Here is a 26062-nt window from a genome sequence, read left to right as displayed (position 1 = left end):
AATTGTTTGTCATGTTGCTTTGCCATATGAGATCCTCCTTCAGCATGTTTCTATTGTACCATGCTTATGTGTATTTGGAATTTCTCATTTTGGCTTGTACTATTTATATTCTAGCAACAAAGAATTGACACATACAAATGAAATCCTTACTTACGAGAATCAGGGTCTCCGATCAAAAATGGATAGCATGGACAATATGCCGATATTATATTTGGGCGAAGAAGAGGAGTTTTTCCAAGATGAAATCAAAGCTATGCTCCTCGATGCCCTTGAGCAGGCTCTTCCTAATTATGCTTCCGGTAACACGCAGAAGAGCAGTTTTCGAAGATATAATCAAGAGCAATAATTGTAAACGCAGAGCCAATGACCGTTCTGAACAATTAAAGAACTCGTTGAGAGGCTATAAGACCATGTCCGGCTCAATGAAGCGTACATTGCAAGACATGGGATTTGTGATTACCGAGGAGGGTAAGCACTATAAATTCATTTACTATGGTGACGGACGTTACATGGCAACGTTGGCTAAGACTCCAAGTGACAACCGCTCCGGTATGAATATAGCGTTAGAAATCATAAAAGATATGTTCTAACGGATTTAGAAGGAAATGATTTATTTCCGAGAACTATTAATATCAGCTGGGACGAGGACTGATAGTCGATTTGTTTCCGAGAACGAACAGGGGCAATCAGACATCAATACTGTTTCCTCGTCCCATGCGGAGACGATAGGTTTGTCGAGTAAAGTACATAATTGATAGTGTGAAATATAAGGTTTTCCGGGATTTCAGACGTAAATCCAGATCCTTGGATTTTCTACATTTTAGGTGCTGTAAATAAATTAATTTTTTATAGAGAGATATTCAAAACCAGAAGTAAAATATGTGTGGATTTTTTCAAGAAGATTATTGACATGCAGAAAACTACATGCTATTTTATTTTTGAAAAAATGGAAATTATTTTAAAGGCAAACCTGCTGAAAGGCAGGGACGCAAAGCCAGAAGGGGCTAAAGTCAGAAAGTTTGACCAGGTCAGCCGGTTGCCACTGTTTCCATATCATATATGGAAAAATGTGAAAACGGAAGAGATTTCGATAACTTTTATACTATATAGATGTGTGATCTTGAAGAAATGTAGTAGGGACACTGGCATATTTTGGCAGGTGTCCTTTTTATATGCCAAAATGAGTACGAAAACCGGCAGGGACAGGTTCTCTGTATAAAGATAAAAGCAGAATAAAGCAGGCATAAGACAGAAAGAGGATTTTTATAAAATGGGAAATTATGAAGACAAAATATATTCTTTGGGTGAGAATGTAACGGGACAGACGCAGGCAATGTCGCAGGCAGTACAGAAAACACTGGAAAATAATGGCGGGGTAGGTATAATAACAGGATATTATGACCAAAACCTGTCTGTTTTGTCTGTGAGTAATCTGCTGTTACATAGTACAGGATATACATTCGATACTTTCATGGAACAGACAAAAGGCTCATTGAAAAATTTCTTTTATAAGGAGAAAGATATACTGGATCGAGACCGTTTTTTGCAGCTTTACGGAGCAGGTGAAGCACAGATCTTAACTGCGGACGGTACAGTGAATAATGTACGGCTTTATAAAGAAGATGCGACAGATGAAGCGGGCAGACAGATCTGGGTTATGTCCGTACAGGTCAACTGGGATCATGTAAATCTGGCACTGATCAATGAGGTTATCTGTTCCGGCTTCTGGTATTTTGACTGTGATGAGAACAGTAAGATTGTGAATGCTAACTGGAGTCATGAGTTTCGAAAAATGCTTGGCTTTCACGACACTCTGGATTTTCCGAATAAACTGGAATCCTGGTCAAATCTTCTGCATCCACAGGATAAAGAAAGAGTAATGGCGCAGCTTCAGGCGGCAATTGCGGATAAGACGAACCAGATAAAATATTGCGTAGAGTATCGTATGAGAATGAAGAATCATCAGTACCAGTGGTTTCGGGCATCGGCAGAAGTGATACGCCGGCTGGATGGTTCTGCCAGCAGGATTGCCGGGATTTTTATTAACATTGATGCGGAGAAAAAAGAAATCATGCAGGCACAAAAATCTGCTGCTTTCCACCGGGCTTTTACAAAAACGGATTTGTGCGAGTATTATGTGAATCTGGAAGAGAACACTTTTGATACCTTTAAGGTTGAGCCGTCCCTGATGACAGTCTTTGAACAGAGTCATACATGGGATGAACTGATCCGGCATTTTGTGGATTCCTATGTTGTCGAGACAGATAAGAAGGCAGTATCCACTTTTTATGATCGTGATTATGTTGCGGAAAAACTGAAAGGTCTTGAAACCGAATTATCTTTGGAGTGCAGAATTGCTCTGAATGGAGAAGAACGATGGGTCCGTAATGTGATCATACGCGGCGAGATAGAGGATTCAGAATATGCCATGATCTTTCTGCGGGATATCACGGAGGCAAAGGTGGAGAGTGCACGGCATCTGCAGATGGCAGCGGATAATGCTTCCATGGAGCAGCTGATCCAGAGTATTGTGCGTCTGGTTGACCGTTTTGTTGTTTGTGATCTGGAAAATGACAGATATGAATTCTACAGCCTGAATGGACAGATGATATATAAGCCCCTGGGATTTTATCATGATTTTCAGATGCAGGTTCTTGAAAAGTATAAGACACTGGAACCACTGGAAGCTATGGATATCCTGATAACCCCGGATAATATTCGAAAGAATCTGAAAAGTGAAAATAATATTTATAAGTTCGAGTACTGCAGTCTGGATGAAAAGACTTATAAAATCGCTTCCTACATTCCCATGGAATGGAAGAATGGAAAACTGTTAAAAGTATTGCTGGCATCTATGGACGTGACACAGGAGAAGAAAGCAGAGATTGAATCTCGCCAGGCACTGAAAGAGGCTTACCGTTCCGCAGAAAATGCAAATCGTGCGAAAACAGAATTCCTTTCGAATATGTCTCATGATATCAGGACACCGATGAATGCGATTGTCGGTCTGACGGCAATCGCAGGAGCTAATATTGAGAGTCAGGACAGAGTCATTGAATGTCTTGGCAAGATTACAGAATCAAGCCGTCACCTGCTGGGGCTGATCAATGAAGTGCTGGATATGGCACGTATTGAAAGCGGAAAAATGACACTGGCACAGGAAGATTTCAATCTGTCAGAGCTGGTGGATAATCTTATTACACTTACGCAACCGGTGCTTGATGAACATAAACATAATTTTGATATACACATTAATCACATTGAACATGAGGATGTCTGCGGTGACAGTCTGAGAATTCAGCAGGTATTTGTGAATCTGATGAGTAATGCGATCAAGTATACACCGGATGGTGGGAATATTATTTTTTCCATAGAGGAAAAGCCAAATGGATTTTCAGAACTTGGATGCTATGAATTTACGATTGAGGATGATGGAATCGGTATGTCACCGGAATTCCAGAAAATTATGTTTGATCCCTTCAGCCGCGCAGATGACCATCGGACAACCAGAGTTCAGGGAACCGGTCTGGGAATGGCAATCAGCAGAAATATTGTAAATCTGATGAATGGTAATATTAAAGTGGACAGCACCTTACACCAGGGAACTAAAATTACGGTAACAATTTATCTTGAACTTCAGAAAAAAGAGAAAGAACGGGATGAAAATCTGATGAATTTGCCGGTTCTGGTTGTGGATGATGATAAGACATGCTGTGAAAGTACAGTTGCCACATTGAAGGAGATTGGAATTACTGGCGAATGGGTACTCTCCGGCAGAGAAGCCGTTGAGCGCTGTTATGCACGTCATGAGCTAAAAAATGATTACTTTGCTGTTATTTTAGATTGGAAGATGCCAGATATGGATGGCATAGAAACTGCCAGACAGATCCGGAAACGGATCGGAAAAGAGATTACTATTATTGTACTGACATCCTATGAATTCAGTGAGATTGAAGAAGAAGCAAAGGCTGCAGGCATAGATGCTTTTATTGCAAAACCACTGTTCCCTTCCAGGCTGACGGCTACATTGCGACAGTTTACTTCCTGCAAAAAAGAAAAAACAGCAAGAAATTTTCTGGAGAAACTGTCAGAAGCAGATTACACTGGAAAAAGAATTCTGCTGGTCGAGGATAATGAGTTAAACAGAGAAATTGCTGTTGAAATCCTGCAGATGACAGGGGCAGAAGTGGAAATAGCAGAAAATGGAAAAATTGCAGTTGAAAAAGTGGAAGGTTCTCCGAAAGGCTTGTATGATCTTGTTTTTATGGATATCCAAATGCCTGTCATGAATGGTTATGAGGCAACCGCAGCAATTAGAAGCCTTCCGGGTGAACAGGGAAAACTGCCGATTGTTGCCATGACTGCCAATGCTTTTGCAGAAGATGTACAGCTGGCCAAAAATACGGGTATGAATGGACACATTGCGAAACCGCTGGATATGAATAAGCTGAATGATGTTCTGGAAAACTGGCTATAATCGCTTCACAGGTGAATGGGAAAATCGTTTAATTACTAAATTTTTAGGAATTTTATAAAATAAGATGTTATTATATTAGTGACATAGGTTAATTGAAGAAAATAGGAGCAAAGACATGATAAAACACACAATTCCACCGGTCTATGATGCAAACTCCCGTATTCTGGTCCTGGGAAGCTTTCCATCTGTAAAATCCAGAGAACAACAGTTTTTTTACGGACATAAACAGAATCGTTTCTGGAAGGTACTTGCCGGGGTCCTGGAATGTGAAGTCCCACAGACGATAGAAGAAAAGAAAGCAATGCTGCTTGCAAATCACATTGCAGTCTGGGATGTGATCAGAAGCTGTGAAATTGAAGGATCGTCTGATGCAAGCATCCGCGATGTTGTACCGAATGATCTGTCGGAAATTCTTAAGATCGCAGATATTCAGACTATTTATACTAACGGTGGCAAGGCATATGAGCTATACTGTAAATACATTTATCCGGCAAACGGAATCAAAGCACATAAACTGCCGTCTACAAGCCCTGCCAATGCGGGCTATTCACTGGATCGTCTGAAAGAAGCATGGGCAGAGATTAAAGAGTAAGCATAGATTAAGAGAGAAAATGAGATATCGGAGCAGGTGAAAGGACATGAAATCCATTTCAATTTATACGATCACAAGAAATCAGAATATTGAGTGCCTGCAGAAGCTGGAGCGGCAGTTATCGGGAAGAACATATTTCCTGAAAATACGGGAATGGGAACTGGATAGTATGAAAGCACTTGTGCGGCAGTTGGAGATGCGTCTTCCGGATGTGTATGCTCTGCGCTTTTTCTATTCGTTTCAGATTCCCAGACTTGGTAAGGAATTTGATCTTCTTCAGATAAAAGATGATCAGATTGTAAACGTTGAATTAAAGAGCGGAATAGTATCAGATGAGGCAGTACGTAAACAGCTATTACAGAATCGATATTATCTGTCTGTACAGGGAAAAACAATTCAGTCTTATACATACATCAGCAGTCAGAACCGCCTCGTACGTCTGAGTAATCACGATCATATTGTGGAAGCGGACTGGGAACAGCTGTGTACTGTCCTGCAGAGACAGAGCAAAGATTATGAAGGTGATATTGAAGATCTTTTTCAGGCAGAAATGTATCTGTTTTCACCATTGACAGAGCCGGAAAGGTTTTTGAATAAAGAATATTTTCTGACTTCGCAACAGAAAGATATTGAGAGGAGAATACTGGATAAAATACGAAAAGTCGGGTCCGGTTACTTCTGGTTCAGTGGTCTGCCGGGGACAGGTAAGACGTTGCTGCTTTATGACATTGCCATGAGGCTCTCTGCACATCAGAAAGTGTGTATAATCCACTGTGGAGAAGCGGGAAAAGAATGGAAAGTCTTGCATGACCGATTATTACGGATTGCATTTTTTACAGACAGTCAGCTTGAAGAGCAATCGGATCTGAATGAATACAGTGCAATTCTGGTAGATGAGGCGCATTTGCTTACGGAGGAGAAGCTACACGTGATACTGGAATTGAGCGAGAAGCATCCGGTAATCTTTTCCAGCGACGATGAAGATATGATTTCGGATGAAGAAATGGACAGGACTATGATCCATGAGATCGAACATCTGCCGGATATTCAGAGCTTCCATCTGACAAATCGCATCCGTACAAATGCAGAACTTTCATCTTTCATTCAAAATATGATGCATTTACCTGAAAAGAGAGCGGTACGCTATTATCCTCATATTCAGGTGGTGTATGCAAATGATGAGGAAGAAGCAGAGCTTCTTTTGAAAGGCTATCAGGATCAACTCGTTTTTATAATGGATGAACGTTATTATTATGATGAAAAAGGCTATCTGCGTGAACAGAGGCAGAAGCAGCAGAAACCGACTGCGGTGCGTGCGCTTTTTCACCGTCTGAATGAGGCAAGAGAGGAATTTGCAATCATTGTAAAAGGGAATGAAGCAGTCTATGAAGTCCTGTTGGATCTGTTACAGTTCAGCAAAAAGGAAACAGTGAAGCAATGGAAGATTTCATTCATGTAAATACTTGTATCAGATTCGGTATGATCGAAGGTGGAAGACATAAGTTATGAAGTAATAAAAAGTGCTGTTTCTGAAAGAAAAATCTGACAGAAACAGCACTTTTTGGATTGTTTAAGATTCTGTAGATACATCAGAATCGTTTGCTTCGGGTTCATCGGGTTCCTTTTCGGGAAGAAATACACGTACATTTTCGATACGGTTTTTATCAAGCTTGTCAACGACAAGGCGGATACCGTCGGAGGTGATTACCTGATCTCCTGCGACGGGCAGACGATCCAGATGTTCAATCACAAGACCGCCAAGTGAATCATAGTCCTCTGATTCAAGATGTGTTCCAAGATGGTCATTAACATCATCAAGACTCATAGATCCTTCAATGACATATTCGCGATCAGAAAGCTTTTTGATCAGTTCATTTTCATTTTCATCGTATTCATCATGTATCTCACCGACAATCTCCTCCAGAATATCTTCCAGAGTAATGAGTCCTGTCATTTCACCGTACTCGTCAAGAACAATGGCAATATTGAAAGTAGATTCACGCATCTCCACAAGAAGCTCGGAAATGTCTTTGTACTCATATGTGAAATGAGGTTTACGGAGAAAACTACGGATATCAAATCGTTCATCGGGATCATAGAGAAGGAGATCCTTCATATTGATGATTCCGACGATATTGTCCTGTGTGCACTCGTAAACAGGAAGACGGGTGAAACGGTCTTCGCGGAAAATATCAATCAATTCTTCATAAGTTGAATTTACATCAGCAAATGTGACATTGACACGTGGAACCATGATGTCTTTGGCATCGGCATCCCCGAGATCAAACACATTGTATATCATTTTCTTTTCATCTGATTCGATAACACCATCTTCATGACTGACATCTACGATCGTACGAAGTTCTTCCTCCGTCATTGCCTTATTGGCGGCATCAGGATCCACACGCAGAAGCTTCATAAAGATTCTTGAAAACAGATTGATGATGAAGATGAACGGAGTCATAATCGTCATAAAAAAGCTGAGAACCGGAATATAGCGTAATGTGATTTTTTCTGCGTTTAATGTTGCATAATTTTTTGGTGTAATTTCACCGAAAATAAGGATTGCCACCGTTAATGCTGCTGTGGCGATACTTACCATATAGCCGCCGAAGCTGTATGCCAGTGAAGTGGCAAGAGAGGAAGCGGTGATATTAACAAGATTATTTCCAATCAGTATGGCACTGAGCATTTTGGAAGTATGGTTCTCAACAATGTCCAGAACTTTGGCTGCCCGTTTATTGCCTTCATCGGCGAGCGTACGAAGACGGATTTTATTGACTGCCATAAGTGCAGTCTCGTTTGATGAAAAAAATGCAGATAATGCCAGTAGTATGATCAGAATAATCAACTGGTAAGTGTCACTTGCGTCCACTCGTATAATTCACTCCTTTAATGTATATTAGTCAAGATCTTTGCCGGTAAGCATTTTGTATGCCTGCAGGTATTTTTCGATGGTTTTGTCCACAATTTCCTGTGGAAGTGTCCAGTCATTTCCCGGATTAGAGGTCAGCCAGTCACGTGCAAACTGCTTGTCGAAGGACGGCTGTCCATGTCCTGGTTCGTAACCGTCTGCAGGCCAGAAACGGGAGCTGTCCGGTGTCAGCATTTCATCACCGATTACCATATTTCCGTCTTCATCCAGACCGAACTCGAATTTGGTGTCGGCAATGATGATACCTTTGCTCAGTGCGTATTCTGCACATTTTTTATAAAGAGCAATTGTATTGTCACGAAGTTTTTCTGCGAGTTCCTGACCTCTGCCCGGAAAATATTTTTCGAGATGTTCTACACTCTGCTCGAAAGAAATGTTTTCATCGTGGTCACCGATCTCGGCTTTTGTTGACGGGGTGTAAATTGGCTCCGGAAGCTTGTCGGATTCTTTTAAACCTTCAGGAAGTGTGATGCCGCATACGGTTCCGTTTTCCTGATAGCTCTTCCAGCCGCTGCCTGTGATATAGCCACGAACAATGCACTCGATCGGGAGCATGTTCAGCTTACGGCACATCATGGATTTTCCGGTGTATTTTTCCTGCTGGAAAAATTCCGGCATGTCTTTTACATCAACAGAAATCATGTGATTAGGCAGAATGTCTTCGGTCAGGTCGAACCAGAACTTGGACATCTGTGTCAGTACTGTTCCTTTTTTGGTCACTTCATTATTCAGTATAACATCGAAACAGCTGATACGGTCAGTAGCCACCATGATCAGACTGTCTCCGTTATCATAAATCTCACGTACTTTGCCTTCTTTAATTGGTTTTAATTCCTGCATGTCTTTGCACCTCGTCATATGATTTTTAAAATTTCACAGTAAAAATAGCACTTTTCACTGCGTACTGTCAAGATATTTCTCGAATAAGTACAACAATCCATGGATTTTGTACATCACACCGGTTGCCTGCAAAAAATTCCATAACAGTGAGAATATATTCATTATTCAACTGACGGCGAAATTGATAGCTGAGCTGTTTTTTGCCGTCAAAAAAGAAATCATGCAGTGAGGACAAGGTGATCCTGGCGCGATACAGTTCTTCATCATCCGGATAGATCAGCTTTTCGTTTAATATGCGACGGTTGTATGATTCAAAATCATCTTCCATTTCAAGTCCACATCCATGAAGGCGGTAATCTCTCTTTAAAATTTCGTATTCACCGTTATTTAGATTTAATCTGGCGAGAACCAGTGAATTTTCGGCAAGAATCTTGAAAATAGAATGCGTAACTGAGGTTTCATGAAACGTATCCGTGGCATTTCGGGAATCATGCGGATCCTGTTTGAGCACGTGCCGGTATTTCTCGTGAGGAACTGTGGTCAGAAGATCCTCTGCATCACTGATCGGCATTGGTTTGTAGAAATAATATCCCTGCACATAAATACAGTTCATAGAATGCAGCATTGCAATCTGTTCAGGTCTTTCTACACCTTCTGCAATAATCGGAAGGTTGAGTTTATGTGCCATATTGACAATGGAATCGATGATCTGAATTCCTTTTTGACAGTTCCCCGGATTCATTTCGATGAACTTCATATCAAGTTTCAGAATATCCACATTTGTGTCTTTTAACATATTGAGAGAAGAGTAGCCGCTTCCGAAATCGTCCATCAGAACGCAGAAACCGTGTTGATGAAGCTGATCGATGGTTTTTCTTACAATGATATTGTTTTCCGAAAAGGCCGTCTCTGTAATTTCAACAAGCAGCATCTCAGGAGAAAGGTCGTATTTTGTGATGAGATCCTGCAGGTATTCAGGAACATTGATCGTTTCGATATCAGTAACAGATACATTGATTGAAATAGGAACAACATAAAGGTGATCATGTTTCCAGTAGGAAAGCGTCTGGCACACGGCATCCCAGATATATGTATCAAGTGAAGTAATCATGCCATTATTTTCAAGAAACGGGATGAACTCACCGGGGGCAACAAAACCACGAACCGGACTGATCCAGCGAGAGAGTGCCTCCATACTGACGATAGCACCTGTCTCGCTGTTGCATTTTGGTTGGAGATAAAAGGTGAATTCTTTATTTTCCAGACCGACTGTTACATCGTGGATCAGCTGCTGTTCCTTTTCGAGCTGATTTATGATTTCATCAGTGAAATAAGAAATACGTTTATTAAAATTGCCCTTTATATCAGAACCTGCGAGCTGTGCATTGTTGCACATCGTTGCAACATCCGGATGATCATCAGGGATAGAATAGATGCCAATGATAGGCAGAAATCCCTCGTTCTGGCTGTGGATGCCGATATAGCTCCGGATCGTTTTATAAATCAGGCTGATAAGCTGGTCATCGTCCGGAATACACATGAAGAAATGATCTCCCCCAAAATAACCGGCGAGATAGCCTCTCATCTGCTGAATACGAAGCAGATACTGACTGATATTGGTAAGCAGGATATCTCCGGCTTCCTGACCGTACCAGTTATTAAATAATTTGAATCGTTCAATATCAATAGATATAATACACCAGTTAGACAGTGCATGACTTTCAAGGAAATCATTTACGTTCTCGAGAAACTCTGAGCGGCTGTACAGCACATTTGATATACTCATAAAAATACGCCCTTTTACTCTAATATTAAGAATAATTATACCATTATATGAGAGTATATTCAACAGAATGGTGGATAAATTGTAATAATTCTGATATAGTAATATCGAATAAATCAGAAAGAAAACGAAAACGATAGAAAGAAGGAATCAAAATGAGTACAAAAGCAGAACAGGCAATCACATTTCATGACAAAGGATACAATTGTGCACAGGCAGTTGCATGTTCATTCTGTAAAGAATTCGGAGTGGACGAGGAAGAGATGTTCCGTATTGCAGAAGGATTCGGACTCGGCATGGGAATGATGGAGGTGTGCGGCGCACTTTCCGGAATGATGATGATCATTGGTCTGCAGAACAGTGTGGGCAATCCGGAAAAAGGAAAAATGACGAAAGGCGATACCTACAAAAAAGTCAGAGAGTATGCTGCAAAATTTAAAGAGCAGAACGGCTCATATCTCTGTAAAGAATTAAAGGGTGTAGAGACAGGCAAAGTTCTCAGAAGCTGCCCGGACTGTATCCGTGATGCGGTGGCACTCACAGAAGAATATTTGGCTGCACAGAAAGACATAGAAGAATGACAGCAGTCCTTCAGTTAAACAAATAAAAACCAAAAAGAAAACCCGTCGGGGCAGATGGCATAAAACCAGCTGTTCTGACGGGTTTTGTAATACATAAAATTATTCGGCCACTTTTACGAACTGACTGTTGTACAGATTCTGATAGAATCCGCCTTTTGCCATAAGTTCATCATGAGAACCCTGTTCGATGATACTTCCGTCTTTCATAACAAGAATTTCATCGGCATTGCGGATCGTGGAGAGACGATGGGCTACGATGAAACTGGTACGTCCTTCCATTAGACGGTCAAATGCCTCCTGAACAATAAGTTCTGTTCGAGTATCGATGCTTGAGGTTGCTTCGTCCAGAATCAGCATAGGCGGCAGACACAGCATGACACGTGTGATGCAGAGAAGCTGCTTTTCACCCTGGCTTAAGCTGTCTTCTTTTAACTGTGAGTCCAGTCCGCTTGGAAGACGGCGGATAAATTCCCAGCTGTGGGAACGTTTGGCTGCTTCTATAATCTCTTCATCGGTAGCATCCGGTTTTCCTATATTGATATTTTCACGGACGGTTCCGTTCTTGATCCATGTATCCTGAAGTACCATACCGAAACTGTTTCTCAGGGAATGGCGGGAAATTTCATTGATCGGATGTCCGTCAATGGAAATCGTGCCGCCGGTCACATCGTAGAAGCGCATCAGCAGGTTGATAAAGGTGGTCTTTCCACAGCCGGTCGGACCGACGATCGCGATACGTTTGCCCGGTTCTGCATGGAGATTGAAGTTTTCAATCAGTTTTTTATCAGGAACATAGCGGAAGCTGACATTATCAATATTGACCTCGCCTTTTGCATCGGTAAGGGCTTCCTTCGGATCTGCACTTTCCGGAGCTTCTTCGAGAAGTGCAAAGATTCTGGTCGCACATGCAAGTGCGTTCTGAAGTTCTGTAATAACAGAACTGATGTCGTTGAATGGTTTCATGTACTGGTTTGCGTAGGAAAGCAATACAGAGAGACCGCCGACAGTAAGTGCACCGCCCGGAATCATAAATGCACCGACAAGTGCAACACCTGCGTAAATAACATTGTTTACGAAACGGGTGGACGGATTGGTCAGACTGCTGTAGAAGACGGCTTTTTGGCTGCATTCTTTCAACTCATTGTTAATTTCTGCAAAACGTGCCGAAGATTTATCTTCATATCCAAAAGCCTGTACGATCTTCTGGTTACCGATCATTTCTTCAATAAGGGCTGTCTGACGGCCACGTGCATCGCTCTGTTTCCGGAACATATGGAAAGAGCGGGAAGAAATGAATCTTGCTACAAAAAAACTGACCGGGGTGAGGATAATGACCATCAGGGTGATCCGGATGTTTTTGGAAAACATAAAGATCAGAGTTCCGATGATGGTTACAATTCCGGAAAACAACTGTGTAAATCCGAGAAGAAGACCATCGGAAAGGATATCGGTATCGGCGATGATACGGCTGATGATGTCACCGGTGCTGTGGCTGTCCAGATAGGAGAGCGGCAGTACCTGAATCTGACGGATCGCTTTTGCGCGGATATCCTGTACCGTATGGAAAGTCATGCGGTTGTTGATGATGTTCATGATCCAGGTAGCGACACTGGAGATGATGACCATGACAAGAATTCTTGTCAAATAGTACCACATCATACTGAAGTTTACGTCGTGTTCGGCAACGACCTGATCGATCGCGTTACCAAAAAGTACCGGCACGTATAATTGAAGAATAACAGATATAGCTGCCAGAATAATGCTTAAGATCAGGAGAAAACGGTATTTTCCGATGAAACGGAGTACTTTCCAGAGAGTCTCCATACTGCTTGCATTTGCTGTATCATTTGTTGTTTTGTTCATGATACCACCTCCATAGTTCCACCGGATACGGCAGTATTTGATACAGTATATTTCGCCCGTTCTTCCGGAAACTGGGAGAAATAGATCTCACGGTAAATGTCACAGGTACGGATCAGGTCATCATGGATGCCCTTGCCGACAAGTTCACCGTCATTCAGAACAAGGATCAGATCGGCCTGACGGATACTTGCTGCACGCTGTGAGACGAGGAAAGTGGTAATATTTCCGCTTAACTGATGAAGAGATTTACGAAGTGCGGCATCTGTGGCAAAGTCAAGTGCGCTTGCACTGTCATCAAGGATCAGAAATTCAGGTTTCTTAACGACAGCACGGGCAATTGTCAGTCGCTGACGCTGACCGCCGGAAAGATTTCGGCCATTCTGTTCCAGTTTGAAATTAAGCTGACCGTCTTTTCCCTCAACGATTTCACGTGCCTGGGCAGTGGTCAGTGCATCCCAGATTTCTTCATCGGTTGCATCTTCGCGTCCCCATTTCATATTTTCACGGATCGTCCCCTTAAAAAGTGCTGCACGCTGCGGTACAACACCGATTTTTTCACGAAGATCATGCTGGCTGTAGGTTCGGATATCCTGCCCATTTATCATAATCGTTCCCTTTGTGGCATCGTAAAAACGTGCGATCAGGTTGACGAGAGTGGATTTACCACTGCCGGTACCACCGATGATTCCGACAGTCTGGCCTTTCTTTACAGAAAAGCAGATATCAGAAAGACTTGGTGCGCCTGTGCCTGCATAGGCAAAGGTAACATCCTGAAATTCTACGGCATTTTCAGCGGCTGCGGAAGCAGAAGCGGTGTCATCCGGATAATCCATGGAAGTTTTTATTTTAAGGATGTCGGCAACACGGTTTGCACATGCGGCAGATTTGTTCAGAGTAATGATCAGAGATGCAAGTTTGATGAGCTCAATGATCATTTGTGCCATGTAATTGTAAAGCGCAACAACTTCACCCTGCTGCATGTTACCTAAGTTTACCTGAAGTCCTGCATTGTTGATCAGGATAACAGTAGCAATGTTGATGAGCACATAGGTGACTGGATTGAGGAGAGCGGAAAGCTTTCCGACAAATTCATTTAATTTTGTAAGTGCGGCATTGCTCTCGTCAAATTCACGGACTGATTCTTCTTCACGGCAGAAAGCACGAATGACACGTACACCGGTCAGGTTTTCTCTGGTGAGACCGGTAACTGTATCAAGGCGTCCCTGTACTTTACCAAAAAGTGGGATGCTGAGGTACATGATAACAAATACCACAAGGAAAAGTACCGGAATGGCAACGGCAAAAATCAGGGCACAGCGAGTATTGATCGTGAATGCCATGACCATGGAACCGAGCACAATAAAAGGACTTCGAAGAAGAAGGCGAAGTCCCATGTTTACGCCATTCTGTACCTGGTTGATATCGTCGGTGAGACGGGTGATCAGTGTATCGGTTCCCAGAGTATCAAGTTCTGTATAGGAAAGCTTCTGAATATGGTCATAAACAGCCTGCCTCAGTTCTGTGGCAAATCCTACACTGGCTTTCGCTGCAAAAAACTGGGCAGTGATACTGACTGTAAGTCCGGCGGCAGCCATAAGCACTAGGATAAAAAATCGTTCAATGATGTATGGACGGTTATTTCCTGTGATACCCACATCAATGATCTGGGCAATTACTACCGGAACAAGCAGATCGAACACAACTTCCAGAAATTTGAAGAAAGGTGCAAGAATGCTTTCTTTCTTATAGCTTTTTAGATAGATTGCGAGAGATCGCATTTTCTGTTCCTCCGTTTTCTTGATGATTGACAAGCACTATTATAGTCCTGTATCATAAGTCATGCAAGCAATATAGGAACAGTATAGGAAGAAAGAGGAAAATCTATGCGACGTGAAGTAACTCTGGAAGAAATTTCAGATGGAAAATTATATGATGCAAATGATATGGTAAAAGCGGACTGTCAGGAATGCAAAGGCTGCTGTGACTGCTGTAAGGGGATGGGGGATTCTGTGCTTCTGGATCCATATGATGTCTGTCGATTGAGTCGGGGGCTTCAGAGAACTCCTGAAGATTTGATCGGCAATGTGCTGGAACTTGGCATTTCGGACGGAAATATTCTTCCGCATCTTGCGATGAAAGGAGCAGAAGAACGATGTGTGTTTCTGAACGGCGAGGGAAGATGCTCGATTCATGTAATCCGTCCGGGATTCTGCCGGTTGTTCCCTCTCGGAAGATATTATTCTGAAGACGGATTCAAGTACATTCTCCAGATTCATGAATGTGCGAAGAAAAATCGTTCAAAGATCAAAGTAAAAAAATGGCTCGATACACCGGATTTGAAACAATATGAAAAATTTGTATGGGATTGGCATCAGTTCCTTCTTGATGTGCAGGAGGTTTTTTACCAGACGGAAGATACGGAGCTGATCAGAAATCTGAATATGTATGTGCTCAGCCGTTTCTATTATAAAGTGTATGAAGAGAAACGTGATTTCTACGAACAGTTTTATGAACGCCTTGAAGAAGCAAAAAAACTTCTGAGTCTTGGTGTATAGCCAGAAACTCAGAAGTTTTAGAATTTTAGCTGCTTTATGAATTAAGTTCAGTAAGAAGCTGATGGATGGTTTTGTTCAGAACCGGATGACGGTAATATGGTGCAATTTCATCCAGCGGTTTCAGCACAAAATCACGGTTTTCCATATCAATATGCGGAATATGGAGATCCGGTGTATCAATGATTTCATTGTCATAAAACAAAATATCCAGATCAAGGGTACGAGGCCCCCAGTGGATGATACGTTCTCTGTTGGCTGCCGCTTCCAGTTCATGAAGACGGTCAAGCAGCTCTTCAGGAGTCAGAAGCGTGCGGAGACGAAGTACACCATTGAGGAACTCATCCTGTTCTACACCTCCATATGGCTCTGTGACAAGATATTCTGATACAGCTTCGACTTCGCAGCCCGGAGCGTTCTTAAGACCCTGAATTCCATCATCGATATATTTCTTCTTATCTCCGAGGTTGGAGCCAAAGGCAACATAAGTGGTATGCCAGCCGCGGGTAATTTCAACGGCAACTGTATCCAGTGGAAGTCCGACCGGCGCCCATGGTTTTTCGATACGCAGAGTAATTGCATTCATCAGTGGGAATTCATGCAAAAGCATCTGACAGAGGTTTTCAGCAAGAGTTTCCAGAAGCTTGTAGGTATGCTCTTTGGTGAACTTTGTGATCATCTGACTGACTTCTCCATAGTGAATGGAAGCAGTCAGATCGTCCGTCAGACCGGCTTTACGTGTACTGGTATAAAGTTTGGCTGATACGACGAATTTCTGACCGAGTACATTTTCCTCCGGAAAAACTCCATGGTTAGCAAAAATCTCAAGGTTTTTAATCTCAATAATATCCATTTATTTTTAATCCTTTTAATTATTTCTTTATTTGATGTTTCTGCCGAGAATCGCTTCGGTCATCAGTACAGCACGTCTGTTTTCTTTTACATCATGGACTCGCACGAAAGCACAGCCTTTCATAACTCCAATGACAGAAGTGGCAATTGTTCCTTCGACACGCTGGTCAACCGGAAGATCGAGTGTAAGACCGATCATCGATTTACGGGAAGTGCCGAGAAGTACCGGGAATCCGAGATGCTGAAAAAGCTCCAGATGGTTCATGGTTTCAAGGTTCATTTCATATGTTTTTCCAAATCCGACACCCGGGTCAAGAATAATACGTTCATCTTTGATGCCTGCCTTGCGCGCGATGTTTACGCATTCCTGCGTTTCGGTAAGCATGTCGGTGAGAAAATTGTTGTATTCTGTGTTGGCCTTGTTGTGCATCAGACAGCAGGCTACATCGTGTTTGGCTATTACACCTGCCATTTTCGGATCATATTTCAGTCCCCATACATCATTGACAAGATCAGCGCCTGCCTGTACGGCAACGTCAGCAACACTTCCTTTATATGTATCTACAGAAATCGGAACATCAAAATGTTTGCGAAGCGCCTCAATGATCGGAACGACACGGGCCGCCTCTTCTTCGGCGCTTACCGGAGTATGTCCCGGTCGGGTGGATTCTCCGCCGACATCCAGAATATCAGCACCCTCGGCAATCATTGTCTCAGCATGCTTCAGAGCATGATCCATAGAGTCCCATTTACCGCCATCAGAGAAAGAATCCGGTGTGACATTCAGGATTCCCATAATATAGGTTCTGTTTTTTACGTCAAATTCACGATTTCCAATTTTCATTTTAAAGATTCTCCTTTTAATATTGAATCGTCATATTTTTTTTCTCAGGAGCCCAGTAACATTCTTTTTCGGCAGAACATAAAAAACAATTGCGGGATTTTTTGTCTGCTTCATAAATAATCTGGCTGAGTATCGGAAGATTTCCGGTGGAAGAACGATGCTCTCCGATTGCCGTCAGAATCTGAGCTTTTTCTGATTCTGAGAAGTTTAGATCTGCTAAAATCTGCCCAGCAATGGTGACACCTGCTTCATCGTGCGGTGTACCGTTTGAGTACTGTTCGGCACGGCCAATATCATGGAGAAGGGCAGTGCAGTAGATCAGTTCACGGGAACAGTCAAGATTTCGCTCCAGCGCAAAAATGTAGGCCAGTCTTGCTACATCCAGAAAATGCTCCGGGGTGTGGCGGCAGAAAATACGGTCAGATTCCAGACGGGTAAGTGCATTCAGATGTTTTTGATAAAGCGGATGCTGCCAGATGGCCTGAACTCTTGTCATACCAGCAGACATCAGTCTTTTACCATGGAGAGGAATTGCTTCTGAAGTTCACGGTCTGTCTTGAAATCCCCTCGTGTTACAGTAGTGATGGTCTTACTGCCGGGCTTTTTAATGCCGCGCATTGTCATGCAGGTATGTTCGGCCTCAAGCATGACCATAACGCCTCTGGGATTCAAAGCACGCTCCAGAGCATCTGCAATCTGTACAGTCAGACGTTCCTGAATCTGAGGTCTTCTTGCATAGACATCTACGGTGCGGGCAAGTTTGCTGAGTCCGGTAACTCTGCCGTTTGGTATGTAAGCAATGTGGGCCTTGCCGTAAAATGGCATCAGATGATGCTCGCACATGGAATAGAATGTGATGTCTTTTTCCAGGACCATTTCGTTATTTTCTACTTTAAATTGTTTGGCGAGGTGCTGATCTGCTTCCTCATCCAGACCACCGTAGATTTCCATGCACATACGTGCAATGCGGTCCGGGGTATCTTTCAGTCCTTCACGTTCTGTATCTTCGCCGATTCCTTCAAGGAGAAGTCGGATTGCCTGTTCTACTTTTTGTTTGTCTACCATAAAAAAACAACCTCCTATTATAATGATATTGTGTATCGTGGAGATTGTCTGCTTTTTGTCAATGTATTTGTAAAATAAAACAAAAAAAAGATATCTCCAATTGTGATAGAACGTATGTCGAAAAACGTATCCCTACACAATATGAGATAGCCTCTTATATTGTCGCAACGGGTGCGGATCCTATACCGTAAGACGGACTTTTCGTTTCGGCGACAACTCCCCATTCGCTGAACACTTGACGCATAAGATCCTATTTTGCATATCATTCATTTCCCGTACAGTATAGCATAGATGTATTTGATAGAAAAGGGGTAATTTGTTGAAAAAAATATTCAGGTTGAATAATTATTGACGTGAAATGAGAGATATGATAGCATAAAGCTATCTATAGAAGAAAAGCAAAGAAACAGATAAAAATTTCACAGATTACGGACCAATCAGGGATAACGACTGTGTGCATGAAAATACGCACACTCGTTGTCTCTTTTTTTATTTTATCCGCGATTTGATGACAGGGAGGACGCTATGTATTTAATGATCGACAACTATGATTCATTTGTCTATAACCTGAAGGCTTACTTTGAGGAGCTTGGAAGGGAGATTGTTGTAAAAAGAAGTGATCAGATCACCGTGGATGAAATAGAAAAAATGCAGCCACAGGGAATCATTCTGTCCCCCGGACCGAAACGTCCGTGGGATGCAGAAGTCTGTGTACAGACTGTGGAACGTTTGCGGGGAAAAATCCCGATTCTTGGCGTCTGTCTCGGACATCAGGTACTTGGATACTGTTGTGGCGCAACGGTAAAAAAAGGTGAGCGGCCGATGCATGGAAAGGTGACGGATATCACAAATATGGGAACCGGTGTTTTTGAAGGACTTCCGAAAAAGTTCAAAGTAACGCGTTATCATTCGCTGATCGTAAAAGAGGACAGCATTCCGGCGGATTACCATGTCGATGCTGTGTCAGAGGATGGTGCGGTGATGGGGCTTTCACATAAAACCCTTCCGTTGTATGGGGTTCAGTTTCACCCGGAGGCAGTACTTACAGAGTATGGACATGAGCTGCTTGAAAACTTCTGCCACATCGCGGAATGTGCATATTAACTAAAACGATATAGTACAAAATGTACATGAAAAAACACAAAGAAATGTCCTTGCTAATGGACAGAGAGGAAAAAACGATGTATAATAAACGGCGTATTATAAAAGAAATGAAGCCTGCCAGAGGTGCAGCAGAGCTTTATACATATTTTGCAGGAACAGATGACAGTGTGTTTCTGGATTCTTCGCTGGTTAACAAGCTTGGAAGATATTCTGTTATAGGTGCAGTGCCATATCTTAAACTTGTGAAAGAAGGCAATAACTTCTATATTAATGGAGAGAAAGAAACAACGTGTTCTTTCGAAACATATCTGAAAACATATCTGGCGGAACACAAAGACAAAAATAATACAGAGCTTCCGATAATTTCCGGTGCGATAGGATATTTTTCCTATGAATATGGAAGGAAATTGATGGAAGTGGATTCTGTGAAGGAAGATCTTGTTTCGATTCCGGATGCTGTACTTGTCTTTTATGACTTCTATATTATAGAGGACAGACACGAGCAGCGGACATATCTGATTGCGAATGGCATCACGAGGGAAGCTGCGAAACTACTGGATGAGATGGAGAGCCGGATAAATGGGAAGCCGGTGTATATGCAGAAAGAGTCAGATACAGAATATCCGATCGAGGTGCAGCCGAATTTTGCGAAGGACGAATACAAGCAGGCAGTAGATCGCATGATCCGTTATATTATAGAGGGAGATATCTACATTACCAATATGACACAGCAGCTCACTGTGAAAAGTGATAAAGTACCGCTGGATGTGTTTTACGATCTTCGGGAAAATAATCCGTCTCCGTTTGGTGGTTATTTTGACTATGGAGATTTTCAGATTGTATGTGCATCGCCGGAACGCTTCCTTAAAATGCAGAAAGGTCATGTGAATACACGACCAATTAAGGGCACGCGTAAGCGTGGAGAGACACCGGAAGAAGATATGTTTATGCGGACAGAACTTGAAAACTCTGAGAAAGACAAAAGTGAACTTCTGATGATCGTGGATCTTGAGCGAAATGATCTGAACAGGGTGTGTCGTCCGGGAAGTGTCAAGGTGACTGAGCTTTTTTCGGTAGAAGAATATGCGACGGTATTTCATCTGGTTTCTGATATCGAGGGGGATCTGGAAGAGAGCAAAAACGTTATGGATCTTCTCGAGGCAGCTTTTCCCGGAGGTTCGATTACCGGAGCACCGAAGTATCGTGCAATGGAGATCATTGATGAGCTGGAAAATAATAAACGAAATCTTTACACCGGATCTATCGGCTATCTGACGCTGGATGGTGGCTGTGATTTCAATATTGTGATCAGGACTGCGCTGTATAAAGATGGAAAGTATTATCTGGGTGTGGGCGGCGGTATTACCGCAGAGTCCGATCTGGAATTTGAATATGAAGAAACACTTCAGAAAGCGAAGGCGGTTCTTCTGGCTATGAGATAAGTAATTGGAGAGTGAAGTATGGATATCAGGTTAGATGAAGGTTTTCTGTTCGGGATGGGGGCGTTTGAAACGATTGCTGTCGAAAAAGGAAAACCGATATTACTTGAAAAGCATATAGAAAGACTGGAAAAGGCAGCTGATTTCCTGCGGCTGGGTTCCTGCAGTGAAAGGGGAGTTTCAAAAGAAAAAGTATTTTCGTATCTTGCCGGTCAGGATTCGGAGATAACGGATCATGGTGTATTGAAAATCGTCTGTTCAGCCGAAAATATGTTTTTTCAGATGCGAAAGAATATATATTCTGAAGAAGATTATGCAAAGGGATTTGTGACAGATATCAGTAAAGTGCGTAGAAATGAGACATCTCCGCTGGTCTATCACAAGACTTTGAATTATGGTGACTGTATCCTTGAAAAAAGAGCTGCAATGGCAGCCGGTATCAATGAGAAGGTCTTTATCAATACAAAGGGCCAGATCAGCGAGGGAACAGTCAGCAATATTTTCTTTGTGCGCAAAAATATGATCTATACACCGCAACTGTCCTGCGGATTATTGCCGGGAATCCTGCGGGAATACGTAATGTCAAAATTCAGCGTGGTAGAGACGATTATTTATCCGGATGAACTGATGTATTATGAAGAATGCTTTGTTACAAATTCTCTGATGGGAGTCATGCCGGTAAAACAGCTTGGAAATATCTGCTTTCCGCATCGAACCAGAGCAGAGGAAGTCAGAACAATATACGAAAGCGAAAAAATGTCCTTATAATGGGACATTTTTTTAACTTTATAGGAAATTATTCCGTAATGTTCCAATAAAGCAAAAACGCTCCGCGAGGTTGTTCTAATAAAAATCTGAAAGATGGTTGTAAATTGTGTCCCAAAAGACACAAAAAAGCTGTTGACTTTCCGCATGATGATTTGTATAATGTCAAAAGTTAGGACGCGAACTAAAATTGAGAAAGGAGAGAAAATGTGCGAATTTGATGAAAAACTGGAAAATGCTCACATGGGAAGACTGATTCATATGTTGTCGCATCAGATGAAGCGGAATTCAAATGGTATGGAGTCTGTAATTGGAAATGATGAACTGACGGTCATGCAAAAACATGTGTTGAAATTTGTTCTTCTGGAATCTCTCCACAGGGATCTTTATCAAAAAGATATTGAAGAAGAATTTCAGATTCGTAAATCTACGGTAACCGGAATCCTGAAGCTGATGGAGAAGCATGGATATATATACCGAGAAAGTGTAGAAAAAGATGCCCGTCTGAAAAAAATAGTGCCAACTCCAAAAGCGGAAGAACTGAGACCGATTCTTCTGAAGCATATTGCGTTTACGGAGAATTATCTTACAAAAGGAATTTCGGAGGAAGATGTTATAATCTGTAAAAAAGTATTGTGTCAGATGTATCACAATCTTTCGGAAATGAATAAAAAGACAGATAAGGAGGCTGACAGAAAAAATGAACAAGAAACTGTTTAAATCAATCAGGGAATACAAAAAAGAGTCTATACTGGCTCCGATACTGGTAATTCTGGAGGTATTGATGGAAGTGCTCATTCCGCTGGAAATGGCAAAGATCATTGATGTGGGTATTGCAAATGGTGATCTGGGATATATTGTACAGCGTGGAGTGATTCTTGTGATTATGGCGATGCTTGCTCTGTTTTTTGGTGTGCAGGCAGGAAATATGGCGGCTGTGGCAGCTGCCGGATATGCAAAAAATCTTCGTCATGATATTTTCTACAAGGTACAGGATTTTTCCTTCAAAAATATTGACCATTTCTCCACATCGGGACTGGTCACACGAATGACAACAGATATTACAAATGTCCAGATGGCATATATGATGAGTATCCGCCTTCTGGCAAGGGCACCGATCATGATACTTCTTTCCTGGATCATGACCCTGATGATCAATGTAAAGATTGCCCTGCTTTTCCTGGTTGTTATCCCGCTTCTTGGCGGAACACTGCTGTTTATTGCAAAAAAGGCACATCCGCATTTTATAAAGGTATTTGATGAGTATGATGAACTGAATAATTCTGTTCAGGAAAATGTCAATGCAGCTCGTGTTGTCAAGGCCTTTGTAAGAGAGGACTATGAAGTAAATAAATTCCATGGTGTATCTGATTATGTATATACGCTGTTCACAAAAGCAGAAAAAATCGTGGCATGGAACTCTCCGGTTCTGCAGTTTATGATGTACGCGGTTGTGATTCTGATCGCACTGATCGGCGGACGCAGTATTGTGTTCGGAACTATGGAGACAGGTGAACTGACAAGCGTGATCGTATATGCACTGCAGATTCTGATGTCACTGAATATGGTAACATTTGTATTTGTTATGATCATGATCGCAGAGGCATCTACAGACCGTATCACAGAAGTACTTGATGAAGTTCCGGAGATGCAGGATAAGACTGATGCGGTAAAAGAAGTCAAAAACGGTGAAATTGTTTTCAACCATGTAGATTTCAGCTATGCAGGTGAGGGTGGAAATCTTTCCCTGAAGGATGTAAATCTTCATATCAAATCAGGCCAGACAGTCGGAATCATTGGTGGTACAGGAAGTGCAAAATCCACTCTTGTGCAGATGATCCCGCGTCTTTATGATGTTACTTCCGGAGCTGTTAAGGTAGCCGGAGTTGACGTACGTGACTACAATCTGGAAGTTCTGAGAGATCAGGTATCCATGGTTTTGCAGAAAAACGTATTATTTTCCGGTACGATCTATGAGAATATTCGCTGGGGCGACGAACATGCCAGTGACGAAGAGGTCAAAAGAGTATGTCGTTTGGCACAGGCGGACGGATTTGTCAGCGAGTTTCCGGAAGGATACAGCACTATGATCGTACAGGGCGGAAACAATGTCTCCGGTGGACAGAAACAGCGTCTCTGTATTGCACGTGCGTTGCTTAAGAAACCGAAGATCCTGATTCTGGATGATTCTACCAGCGCGGTAGATACAAAGACAGATGCACTGATCCGTAAGGCATTCCGTGAAGAAATTCCGGATACGACCAAGATCATCATTGCACAGAGAGTTTCCTCAATTGAAGATGCCGACCAGATCATTGTGCTCGATGGTGGTAAGATTGCAGGTGTGGGAACCTCTGAGGAGCTTTTGAAGACAAATGCTATTTACAGAGAAGTGTACGAATCTCAGGTGAAAGGAGGAGAAGAGGATGAATAAGAAAAAGAAAATAAGAATGACTCAAAATGACATAAAGACTGCGAAACGTCTTTTGAAATATGTGACAGAAAAATATAAGCTTCAGTTTATTCTGGTATTCATCTGCATTTTGATCAGTGCAGTTGCGACAACGGCAGTATCCCTTTCTCTTCGTTACCTTCTGGATGATTTTATCCTTCCGCTGATTGGACAGAAACAACCGGACTTTGCCGGGCTTTATAAAGCACTGGCAGTTCTTGGATGCATTTTCTTTGCAGGTGTTGTTGCCACATTTATCTATACAAGAATGATGGTCTATATCGGACAGGGTGTGCTCAAAAGAGTACGTGACGATATGTTTGAACATATGCAGACACTTCCGATCCGTTATTTTGATCAGAACACAAATGGATCTGTCATGAGTCTTTATACCAATGATACGGACACTTTGCGTCAGATGATCAGCCAGGCAATTCCACAGGCACTGATGGCATTGTTCACGATTGTTGTAACATTTATTTCGATGCTGGTGTTAAGCCCGCTTCTGACCATCCTTGCAGTGCTGATCATTTTTGTGATGATGACTGTCACAGGAAAGATTGGCGGAAAGAGTGGAAAATATTTTGTACGCCAGCAGATGTCACTTGCAGATGTAACAGGATTCGTAGAAGAACGAATGAACGGTCAGCGTGTTGTAAAGGTGTTCAACCATGAGAAAAAATCGGAAGAAGAGTTTGACAGACTGAATGAAGCACTTTTTGAGAGCGCAGCGCAGGCAAACAAGTACGGGAATATGATGGGGCCGGTGATCGGAAATATCGGTAACCTACAGTTTGTACTGACAGCGGTTCTCGGAGGTGTGCTTTCCGTTGCCGGAGTCGGCGGAATCACGCTCGGTGTCATGGCTTCTTATCTTCAGTTTACGAAGAGCTTTACACAGCCGTTTATGCAGGTGGCACAGCAGTTCAATTCCATCGTTATGGCACTTGCCGGAGCGGAGCGTATCTTTAATCTGATCGATGAAAAACCGGAAGAGGATGAGGGATATGTCACTCTTGTCAATGCCAGAAAAGATGAAAATGGTAGCATTGTAGAATGCAAAGAAAGAACCGGTATGTGGGCATGGAAACATCCGCATTCCGCAGATGGCTCCGTATCCTATACAGAACTGAAGGGTGATGTGCGTTTCGAAGATGTAACTTTCGGATACAATGAGGACAAGACAATTCTCCACGACATCAGTCTGTATGCAAAACCGGGACAGAAACTTGCATTTGTAGGTTCTACCGGTGCAGGAAAGACAACGATCACCAACCTGATCAATCGTTTCTACGATATTCAGGAAGGTAAGATCCGCTACGATGGAATCAACATTACAAAGATTAAAAAAGATGATCTGCGCCATTCACTGGGAATTGTTTTACAGGATACACATCTTTTTACCGGAACAATCCGTGACAATATCCGGTATGGTAAACTGGATGCAACGGATGAGGAGATTTATGCAGCTGCAAAACTGGCACATGCAGATCAGTTTATCAAGATGCTTCCAAAGGGATATGATACCATGTTGAGCGGGGATGGTGAGGAACTGTCACAGGGACAGAGACAGCTTCTGTCTATCGCGCGTGCGGCAGTTGCGGACCCGCCGGTACTGATCCTGGATGAAGCGACCTCCAGTATTGATACCCGTACAGAGAGTATTGTGCAGAAGGGTATGGATAACTTGATGAAGGGTCGTACTGTGTTTGTCATCGCACACCGTCTTTCGACAATCCGTAACAGTGATGCGATCATTGTACTTGAACATGGAAAGATCATCGAGAGAGGTGATCATAAAGATCTGATCAGACAGAAGGGTACCTATTACCAGTTATATACCGGAAAACTGGAACTTTCCTGATCTTGTTTATAAAATAAAAGACAGAATCGTCCGAAAACAGATGGTTCTGTTTTT

At 42.4% G+C, this 26062-nt stretch carries 21 protein-coding genes, 1 pseudogene and 2 riboswitches; of the genes and pseudogenes, 13 read left to right on the top strand and 9 right to left on the bottom strand.

Features of this window, described 5'->3' with window-relative positions; genetic code table 11:
• The 5 genes and pseudogenes from H8Z79_RS16730 to H8Z79_RS06430 all read left to right on the top strand — a co-directional run.
• Positions 1-346, top strand: a pseudogene (locus H8Z79_RS16730) (hypothetical protein); the annotation flags it as partial.
• A 106-nt stretch (positions 347-452) separates the two neighbouring features.
• Entirely contained in the window at positions 453-590 is a 138-nt protein-coding gene (locus H8Z79_RS16725) for a hypothetical protein (protein ID WP_207726329.1), read from the top strand.
• 363 nt (positions 591-953) lie between these two features.
• Positions 954-1044: riboswitch (cyclic di-GMP riboswitch) on the top strand.
• Between the two features lie 226 nt (positions 1045-1270).
• Positions 1271-4477, top strand: a complete 3207-nt coding sequence (locus H8Z79_RS06440; RefSeq protein ID WP_118040653.1) for a hybrid sensor histidine kinase/response regulator — start codon at positions 1271-1273, stop codon at positions 4475-4477.
• Positions 4478-4592: 115 nt separating this feature from the next.
• Positions 4593-5069, top strand: coding sequence for a DNA-deoxyinosine glycosylase (locus H8Z79_RS06435; protein WP_015542424.1), 477 nt, complete (start codon positions 4593-4595; stop codon positions 5067-5069).
• A gap of 46 nt (positions 5070-5115) precedes the next feature.
• A complete protein-coding gene (locus H8Z79_RS06430) occupies positions 5116-6528 on the top strand; it encodes a DNA/RNA helicase domain-containing protein (protein ID WP_015542425.1) in 1413 nt (470 codons plus the stop codon).
• A 111-nt stretch (positions 6529-6639) separates the two neighbouring features.
• On the opposite strand, the gene H8Z79_RS06425 is transcribed toward H8Z79_RS06430, so the two are convergent.
• From H8Z79_RS06425 to H8Z79_RS06415, 3 genes are all read right to left on the bottom strand, one after another.
• Positions 6640-7944 (bottom strand): HlyC/CorC family transporter, encoded by a 1305-nt coding sequence (locus tag H8Z79_RS06425; protein ID WP_118049537.1) that lies wholly within the window; start codon positions 7942-7944, stop codon positions 6640-6642.
• A gap of 27 nt (positions 7945-7971) precedes the next feature.
• Positions 7972-8844 (bottom strand): phosphoribosylaminoimidazolesuccinocarboxamide synthase, encoded by an 873-nt coding sequence (locus tag H8Z79_RS06420; RefSeq protein WP_015542426.1) that lies wholly within the window; start codon positions 8842-8844, stop codon positions 7972-7974.
• 67 nt (positions 8845-8911) lie between these two features.
• Positions 8912-10630 (bottom strand): putative bifunctional diguanylate cyclase/phosphodiesterase, encoded by a 1719-nt coding sequence (locus H8Z79_RS06415; RefSeq protein WP_118040649.1) that lies wholly within the window; start codon positions 10628-10630, stop codon positions 8912-8914.
• A gap of 152 nt (positions 10631-10782) precedes the next feature.
• Between H8Z79_RS06415 and H8Z79_RS06410 the strand changes: the two genes are divergently transcribed.
• Positions 10783-11208: a C-GCAxxG-C-C family protein gene (locus H8Z79_RS06410; protein ID WP_118040647.1), complete on the top strand. Its 426-nt coding sequence runs from the start codon at positions 10783-10785 to the stop codon at positions 11206-11208.
• Positions 11209-11307: 99 nt separating this feature from the next.
• Here H8Z79_RS06410 and H8Z79_RS06405 read toward each other — a convergent pair whose 3' ends face one another.
• A complete protein-coding gene (locus tag H8Z79_RS06405) occupies positions 11308-13071 on the bottom strand; it encodes an ABC transporter ATP-binding protein (protein WP_118040645.1) in 1764 nt (587 codons plus the stop codon).
• Positions 13068-14849, bottom strand: a complete 1782-nt coding sequence (locus H8Z79_RS06400) for an ABC transporter ATP-binding protein (RefSeq protein ID WP_118040643.1) — start codon at positions 14847-14849, stop codon at positions 13068-13070. The genes H8Z79_RS06405 and H8Z79_RS06400 overlap by 4 nt, the downstream gene beginning before the upstream one ends.
• 105 nt (positions 14850-14954) lie before the next feature.
• Here H8Z79_RS06400 and H8Z79_RS06395 point away from each other — a divergent pair, with 105 nt between their 5' ends.
• Positions 14955-15626 carry a YkgJ family cysteine cluster protein gene (locus H8Z79_RS06395; RefSeq protein ID WP_015542431.1) on the top strand — a complete coding sequence of 224 codons (672 nt, stop codon included), beginning with the start codon at positions 14955-14957 and terminating at the stop codon, positions 15624-15626.
• Positions 15627-15660: 34 nt separating this feature from the next.
• Here the strand turns inward: H8Z79_RS06395 and folK are convergent, their stop codons facing one another.
• Genes folK through folE form a run of 4 tightly spaced genes read right to left on the bottom strand, consistent with a single transcriptional unit; the run spans position 15661 to position 18384 of the window.
• Positions 15661-16476 (bottom strand): 2-amino-4-hydroxy-6-hydroxymethyldihydropteridine diphosphokinase, encoded by an 816-nt coding sequence (gene folK, locus H8Z79_RS06390; RefSeq protein WP_118040641.1) that lies wholly within the window; start codon positions 16474-16476, stop codon positions 15661-15663.
• 27 nt (positions 16477-16503) lie between these two features.
• Positions 16504-17319: a dihydropteroate synthase gene (folP, locus tag H8Z79_RS06385; protein ID WP_015542432.1), complete on the bottom strand. Its 816-nt coding sequence runs from the start codon at positions 17317-17319 to the stop codon at positions 16504-16506.
• A gap of 16 nt (positions 17320-17335) precedes the next feature.
• On the bottom strand, positions 17336-17815 hold the full coding sequence (locus tag H8Z79_RS06380) for an HD domain-containing protein (RefSeq protein ID WP_118040667.1): 480 nt from the start codon (positions 17813-17815) through the stop codon (positions 17336-17338).
• An 11-nt stretch (positions 17816-17826) separates the two neighbouring features.
• A complete protein-coding gene (folE, locus tag H8Z79_RS06375; protein WP_015542434.1) occupies positions 17827-18384 on the bottom strand; it encodes a GTP cyclohydrolase I FolE in 558 nt (185 codons plus the stop codon).
• Between the two features lie 163 nt (positions 18385-18547).
• A riboswitch (THF riboswitch) is annotated at positions 18548-18644 on the bottom strand.
• Positions 18645-18909: 265 nt separating this feature from the next.
• Here folE and H8Z79_RS06370 point away from each other — a divergent pair.
• The 6 genes from H8Z79_RS06370 to H8Z79_RS06345 all read left to right on the top strand — a co-directional run bounded on the left by H8Z79_RS06370 (position 18910) and on the right by H8Z79_RS06345 (position 26008).
• Positions 18910-19488, top strand: a complete 579-nt coding sequence (locus H8Z79_RS06370) for an anthranilate synthase component II (RefSeq protein WP_015542435.1) — start codon at positions 18910-18912, stop codon at positions 19486-19488.
• 77 nt (positions 19489-19565) lie between these two features.
• The gene (pabB, locus tag H8Z79_RS06365; protein ID WP_118040639.1) at positions 19566-20930 is read left to right on the top strand and encodes an aminodeoxychorismate synthase component I; all 1365 of its coding nucleotides are present in this window, start codon (positions 19566-19568) and stop codon (positions 20928-20930) included.
• An 18-nt stretch (positions 20931-20948) separates the two neighbouring features.
• Positions 20949-21695: an aminotransferase class IV gene (locus H8Z79_RS06360; protein ID WP_118040637.1), complete on the top strand. Its 747-nt coding sequence runs from the start codon at positions 20949-20951 to the stop codon at positions 21693-21695.
• Between the two features lie 204 nt (positions 21696-21899).
• Positions 21900-22412 carry a MarR family winged helix-turn-helix transcriptional regulator gene (locus H8Z79_RS06355; protein ID WP_118040635.1) on the top strand — a complete coding sequence of 171 codons (513 nt, stop codon included), beginning with the start codon at positions 21900-21902 and terminating at the stop codon, positions 22410-22412.
• The gene (locus H8Z79_RS06350; RefSeq protein ID WP_015542439.1) at positions 22393-24126 is read left to right on the top strand and encodes an ABC transporter ATP-binding protein; all 1734 of its coding nucleotides are present in this window, start codon (positions 22393-22395) and stop codon (positions 24124-24126) included. Before H8Z79_RS06355 ends, H8Z79_RS06350 begins: the two co-directional genes overlap by 20 nt.
• Positions 24119-26008, top strand: coding sequence for an ABC transporter ATP-binding protein (locus H8Z79_RS06345; RefSeq protein ID WP_015542440.1), 1890 nt, complete (start codon positions 24119-24121; stop codon positions 26006-26008). Before H8Z79_RS06350 ends, H8Z79_RS06345 begins: the two co-directional genes overlap by 8 nt.
• The last annotated feature ends 54 nt before the right edge of the window (positions 26009-26062 follow it).

It is taken from the genome of Blautia intestinalis (genome assembly GCF_014297355.1).
GTDB classification, from domain to species: Bacteria; Bacillota; Clostridia; order Lachnospirales; family Lachnospiraceae; genus Blautia_A; species Blautia_A intestinalis.
Note: the sequence above shows the minus strand (reverse complement) of the source record. Positions and strands in the feature narration are given on the sequence as shown.

Bases quoted from the DNA above. Each gene is read 5' to 3' on its own strand.
- H8Z79_RS06440 (WP_118040653.1), top strand. From the start codon at position 1,271: ATGGGAAATTATGAAGACAAAATATATTCTTTGGGTGAGAATGTAACG.
- H8Z79_RS06435 (WP_015542424.1), top strand. From the start codon at position 4,593: ATGATAAAACACACAATTCCACCGGTCTATGATGCAAACTCCCGTATT.
- H8Z79_RS06430 (WP_015542425.1), top strand. From the start codon at position 5,116: ATGAAATCCATTTCAATTTATACGATCACAAGAAATCAGAATATTGAG.
- H8Z79_RS06420 (WP_015542426.1), bottom strand. From the start codon at position 8,844: ATGCAGGAATTAAAACCAATTAAAGAAGGCAAAGTACGTGAGATTTAT.
- H8Z79_RS06415 (WP_118040649.1), bottom strand. From the start codon at position 10,630: ATGAGTATATCAAATGTGCTGTACAGCCGCTCAGAGTTTCTCGAGAAC.
- H8Z79_RS06410 (WP_118040647.1), top strand. From the start codon at position 10,783: ATGAGTACAAAAGCAGAACAGGCAATCACATTTCATGACAAAGGATAC.
- H8Z79_RS06405 (WP_118040645.1), bottom strand. From the start codon at position 13,071: ATGAACAAAACAACAAATGATACAGCAAATGCAAGCAGTATGGAGACT.
- H8Z79_RS06400 (WP_118040643.1), bottom strand. From the start codon at position 14,849: ATGCGATCTCTCGCAATCTATCTAAAAAGCTATAAGAAAGAAAGCATT.
- H8Z79_RS06395 (WP_015542431.1), top strand. From the start codon at position 14,955: ATGCGACGTGAAGTAACTCTGGAAGAAATTTCAGATGGAAAATTATAT.
- folK (WP_118040641.1), bottom strand. From the start codon at position 16,476: ATGGATATTATTGAGATTAAAAACCTTGAGATTTTTGCTAACCATGGA.
- folP (WP_015542432.1), bottom strand. From the start codon at position 17,319: ATGAAAATTGGAAATCGTGAATTTGACGTAAAAAACAGAACCTATATT.
- H8Z79_RS06380 (WP_118040667.1), bottom strand. From the start codon at position 17,815: ATGACAAGAGTTCAGGCCATCTGGCAGCATCCGCTTTATCAAAAACAT.
- folE (WP_015542434.1), bottom strand. From the start codon at position 18,384: ATGGTAGACAAACAAAAAGTAGAACAGGCAATCCGACTTCTCCTTGAA.
- H8Z79_RS06370 (WP_015542435.1), top strand. From the start codon at position 18,910: ATGTATTTAATGATCGACAACTATGATTCATTTGTCTATAACCTGAAG.
- pabB (WP_118040639.1), top strand. From the start codon at position 19,566: ATGTATAATAAACGGCGTATTATAAAAGAAATGAAGCCTGCCAGAGGT.
- H8Z79_RS06360 (WP_118040637.1), top strand. From the start codon at position 20,949: ATGGATATCAGGTTAGATGAAGGTTTTCTGTTCGGGATGGGGGCGTTT.
- H8Z79_RS06355 (WP_118040635.1), top strand. From the start codon at position 21,900: ATGTGCGAATTTGATGAAAAACTGGAAAATGCTCACATGGGAAGACTG.
- H8Z79_RS06350 (WP_015542439.1), top strand. From the start codon at position 22,393: ATGAACAAGAAACTGTTTAAATCAATCAGGGAATACAAAAAAGAGTCT.
- H8Z79_RS06345 (WP_015542440.1), top strand. From the start codon at position 24,119: ATGAATAAGAAAAAGAAAATAAGAATGACTCAAAATGACATAAAGACT.